6 protein-coding genes are annotated in these 4,282 nt (G+C 69.8%); 4 read left to right on the top strand and 2 right to left on the bottom strand.

The genetic code is table 11. From position 1 onward, the window contains the following. Positions 1-248 precede the first annotated feature (248 nt). Genes xseA through QK444_RS33200 form a run of 3 tightly spaced genes read left to right on the top strand, consistent with a single transcriptional unit; the run spans position 249 to position 2,110 of the window. Positions 249-1,553 carry an exodeoxyribonuclease VII large subunit gene (xseA, locus tag QK444_RS33210; protein ID WP_282785997.1) on the top strand — a complete coding sequence of 435 codons (1,305 nt, stop codon included), beginning with the start codon at positions 249-251 and terminating at the stop codon, positions 1,551-1,553. Next, positions 1,540-1,761, top strand: coding sequence for an exodeoxyribonuclease VII small subunit (locus QK444_RS33205; protein ID WP_039817016.1), 222 nt, complete (start codon positions 1,540-1,542; stop codon positions 1,759-1,761). Before xseA ends, QK444_RS33205 begins: the two co-directional genes overlap by 14 nt. A 4-nt stretch (positions 1,762-1,765) precedes the next feature. Next, positions 1,766-2,110, top strand: coding sequence for a VOC family protein (locus QK444_RS33200; protein WP_282785996.1), 345 nt, complete (start codon positions 1,766-1,768; stop codon positions 2,108-2,110). 30 nt (positions 2,111-2,140) lie between these two features. Here the strand turns inward: QK444_RS33200 and QK444_RS33195 are convergent, their stop codons facing one another. Further along, on the bottom strand, positions 2,141-2,380 hold the full coding sequence (locus QK444_RS33195; protein ID WP_282785995.1) for a hypothetical protein: 240 nt from the start codon (positions 2,378-2,380) through the stop codon (positions 2,141-2,143). 213 nt (positions 2,381-2,593) lie between these two features. After that, the gene (locus QK444_RS33190) at positions 2,594-3,154 is read right to left on the bottom strand and encodes a DUF4245 domain-containing protein (protein WP_195121632.1); all 561 of its coding nucleotides are present in this window, start codon (positions 3,152-3,154) and stop codon (positions 2,594-2,596) included. 148 nt (positions 3,155-3,302) lie between these two features. On the opposite strand from QK444_RS33190, the gene glpX reads away from it, so the two are divergent. After that, the coding region (gene glpX, locus QK444_RS33185; protein WP_282785994.1) for a class II fructose-bisphosphatase at positions 3,303-4,282 on the top strand (980 nt) is incomplete at its 3' end.

Raw genomic sequence — 4,282 nt, 5'->3', positions numbered from 1 at the left:
GAGCCGTTGACCGTCGCGCACGCGTACCGGCGGCCAGGGAGCGAATCCATGGTGGGCGTACCCGGTGAGTTACCCCGCAGCTCGCGAGATCAGTTGTTGCGTTCGGAGGCGAATGTGACGGGCCGATACCACCGAGGGGGAACCGGTGGCGGTCCCCTCTCGGGCGATGCCGCCACCAGTCCCCCGCCGTCGAGCGCTTTTCGTGGGTGGGCGTCGGAGGTGTCGGTGGGGAACGTGACAATGGTGCGGTGACCGACACTGGTGCGGTGAATGCCGCTAAGTCCGAGCGGGGGGCGAGCTCTCCGGAGAATCCGTGGCCGGTGCGCACCATTTCGATCAAGGTGGCGCAGTGGATCGAGCGGCTCGGTGCGGTGTGGGTGGAGGGGCAGGTCACGCAGATCAATCTGCGGCCGGGCACGCGGACGGCGTTTCTGGTGCTGCGGGATCCGGCCGCGGATATGTCGCTGTCGGTGACCTGTGATCCGGAGCTGCTGCGGAATTCCCCGGTGCCCTTGCAGGAGGGCAGCCGCGTCATCGTGTACGGCAAGCTCTCCTTCTTCACCGGACGCGGGACCATTTCGCTGCGCGTCACCGAGATCCGCCCCGTCGGCATCGGTGAGCTGCTGGCCCGCATCGAACGGTTGAAGGGGCTGCTGGCGGCCGAGGGACTGTTCGATGAGCGGCTCAAGCGGCCGATCCCCTTCCTACCCAGACGAATCGGGCTCATCACCGGCCGCGCCTCGGCCGCCGAACACGATGTGGTGACCGTGGCGACCCAGCGCTGGCCCGCGGCGAAATTCGAGATTCGCACTACCGCCGTGCAGGGCCCGACCGCCGTACCGCAGATCCTGGAGGCCATCGCCGCGCTCGACGCGCACCCCGAGGTCGATGTGATCGTGCTGGCGCGCGGCGGCGGCAGCGTCGAGGACCTGCTGCCCTTCTCCGATGAAACCCTGTGCCGGGCAATCGTTTCCGCCAAGACGCCGATCATCAGCGCGATCGGGCACGAACCCGACAACCCGATCAGCGACTATGTGGCCGACCTGCGCGCCGCCACACCCACCGACGCGGCCAAGCGGGTCGTCCCCGACGCCGCCGCCGAAATGGCGCTGCTGCGCGAGCTCACCGAACGCGCCGCCGCCGCCCTGCGCGGCTGGGTGGACCGTGAATCCCGCACCCTGGCGCAGCTGCGCTCCCGCCCCGTGCTGGCCGAGCCACTGCGCCTGCTCGACCAGCGCTATGACGAGGCGGAGCGGCTGCGCACCGCCGCCCGCCGCGCGGTCGAGCACCTGCTCACCGCCGAATCCACCACCACCCGGCACCTGCGCGAGAAACTCACCGCCGTCGGCCCGGCCGCCACCCTGGCGCGCGGATACGCGGTGGTGCAACGAGTTACGGGCAACGAGCGGCATGTGGTGCGCTCCATCGACGATTCCCCGGCCGGCAGTCAGCTGCGCATCCGCGTCGCCGACGGCGCGGTCACCGCCGCCGCGCTCGGCAGCCAACCCCTCGGCCCCCGCCCCCGAAAGGAGTCCACCGATGACCGAGAGTGACCTCGCCGAAATCGCCGGATTCGGTTACGAACGCGCCCGCGACGAGCTGGTGAACGTGGTGAAGATGCTCGAACAGGGCGGGATGGACCTGGACGACTCACTCGCGCTGTGGGAGCGCGGTGAGGCGCTCGCCACCCGCTGCGAGGAGCATCTGGCGGGCGCACGGCAGCGTGTGGAGGACGCATTGGCGCGGCGCGATCAGGAGTGAGCCGATGAGCATCCGCCGTACCGTCCCGGACATCCGCACCGCGGACATGGCCGCCAGCCGAGCGTTCTACCGGGAACTCGGCTTCGAGGAGGTGATGGACCTCGGGTGGGTCGTCACCCTGGCCAGTCCCGACAATCCGACCGCCCAGGTGCTCCTGATCGGTCCGGACGCGGAGGGACCGCAGCCGGATATGAGCGTCGAGGTCGACGACGTGGACGCCGCGCACGCCGCCATGGTCGCCGCCGGGGCGGACATCGTCTACGCCCTGCGCGACGAGCCGTGGGGAGTGCGGCGGTTCTTCGTCCGCGACCCGAACGGAACCGTCGTCAACGTGGTCGGTCACCGCTGACGCAGGCGATAGCGGATCCGCGCGCGGCGGTCAGGACAGAGTGCCGCACTTGGGGCCGCCGGAGCTGTCCACGGAGCCGATCTTCAGGATGTAGATCAGCCCGCAGACGGCGTTGACCAGCCCGTTGGCGGAACCAGCGTCGACCGCCGAACCGGTACTGGGGGAAGCGACCGGCTCGGACTCCGACACGGACGGCGCGGAGTCCAGCGTGACCGGGGCCGCGGCGGCGAATCCGGCGGGGATGAGCAGGGCGGCGGAAGTCACCGACACGGCACACGCTCTTCTCACGACGAGGAGTATTCGCCGGTGCGCGAGAGTCGGCACGCCCCGAATTCCCTGGGGCCGAGCATGAGCTGGGGGCGAGCGCGGCCCCGAGCTCCTGCGCGAGTGCGGCCCCAGCGGTCAGGCACGAGTACGACCCCGCAGTCCAGCGCGAGCACGGCCCCGCAGTAGGGCACGACCACAGCCCCCGTGGCCGGTGCGCTACAGCGGGTCGGCGCTGCCGATGGCGGTGGCGAGCGTCGTGTAGGCGGCGGGGTTGCCCGCGCCCTTGATGAGGACGCGGGAGTCGCCGAAGTCGGTGATCCAGGCGGTTTCGGTGCCGGGCTCGGCGTAGACCACCCACTTACGGTCGCCGATCTGCTCGGTGCCGGTGGCGTAGCGGGTGTCGACCACGTGTTTGGCGAGGGCTTCCTCGGTGGCGTCGGTCTGCGAGAGCTGCATGTAGGTGCCCTGCGGGGTGATGTACCCCACGGTGCTCACCGGGCCGCCGCCGGTGCCCGCGATGGTGTCGCGATGTCCCGAGTTGGGCGTCCATCCCTCCGGGAGCGCCGGTTCCCGAATGGCGAACGGCATATTCGCGGCGTCGTCGGCCAGCGCAGCGCTCACGTCGAAGTCCGGAATCTGCCCCGGCGTCGGACCTTTCGCCGAGAAGGTGCACTGGCTGGCGATCCCGGCGATGACCAAGCAGATCAGCACCAGCGGGAACAACGACCAGAACAGGTCCTTCCAGTCGTTCATGATCCGCGGCTTTTGATACGACACGCACCCAGTATCCACGGCCGGGTGGTGCGACCCGGCACACAGGTGCGCCTCCCCGTTCTTACGGAATTGGAACGTGAGTACCTGAATGCCGCCGCCGACCTCAATGCGACAATTCACGCAGCAATAGACAACCAAGGAGGCACCCGTCATGACCGCATCCAGCCGCCGCGAGGCTCCGGATCGCAACCTGGCCCTGGAGTTGGTCCGAGTCACCGAGGCCGGGGCCATGGCCGCCGGACGCTGGGTGGGGCGCGGCGACAAGGAAGGCGGCGACGGTGCGGCCGTCGACGCCATGCGGCAGCTGGTGGCGACCGTCTCCATGCGTGGCATCGTGGTGATCGGCGAGGGCGAGAAGGACGAAGCGCCCATGCTGTACAACGGTGAGCTGGTCGGCGACGGCACCGGCCCGGAGCTGGACTTCGCGGTCGACCCCATCGACGGCACCACCCTCATGTCCAAGGGTTCGGCGGGTGCGATCTCCGTGCTGGCGGTGGCCGAGCGCGGCGCCATGTTCGACCCCTCCGCGGTGTTCTACATGGAGAAGATCGCGGTCGGCCCCGAGGCCGCCGATGTCATCGACCTGTCGGCCCCCATCGGCGAGAACCTGCGCCGCGTCGCCAAGGCCAAGAACTCCGCCGTCTCCGACCTGACCGTCGTCGTGCTGGACCGCCCGCGCCACGCCCGCCACATCCAAGAGGTGCGCGACGCGGGCGCCCGCATCCGCCTCATCTCCGACGGTGACGTGGCCGGAGCCATCGCCACCGCCCGCTCCGAATCCGGCGTGGACATGCTGATCGGCATCGGCGGCACCCCCGAGGGCATCATCGCCGCGGCCGCTATGCGCTGCATGGGCGGCGCGTTGCAGGGCAAGCTGGCCCCCAAGGACGACGAGGAGCGCCAGAAGGCCATCGACGCCGGACACGACCTGGACCGCATCCTCAATACCGAGGACCTGGTCTCCGGCGAGGACGTGTTCTTCAGCGCCACCGGCGTCACCGACGGCGATCTGCTGCGCGGCGTGCGCTACTTCGGCGGCGGCGCCTACAGCCAGTCCATCGTCATGCGCGCCAAGTCCGGCACCGTCCGCATCATCGACGCCTACCACCGCCTCACCAAACTGCGCGAGTA

Source organism: Nocardia sp. CC201C, assembly GCF_030010695.1.
Lineage (GTDB): Bacteria > Actinomycetota > Actinomycetes > Mycobacteriales > Mycobacteriaceae > Nocardia > Nocardia otitidiscaviarum.
The sequence above is the reverse complement of the archived record's forward strand: the minus strand, read 5'-3'. Positions and strand labels throughout refer to the sequence as shown.

Excerpts from the sequence above, each read along its gene's own strand:
- QK444_RS33205 (WP_039817016.1), top strand. The coding sequence starts at position 1,540 with ATGACCGAGAGTGACCTCGCCGAAATCGCCGGATTCGGTTACGAACGC.
- QK444_RS33200 (WP_282785996.1), top strand. The coding sequence starts at position 1,766 with ATGAGCATCCGCCGTACCGTCCCGGACATCCGCACCGCGGACATGGCC.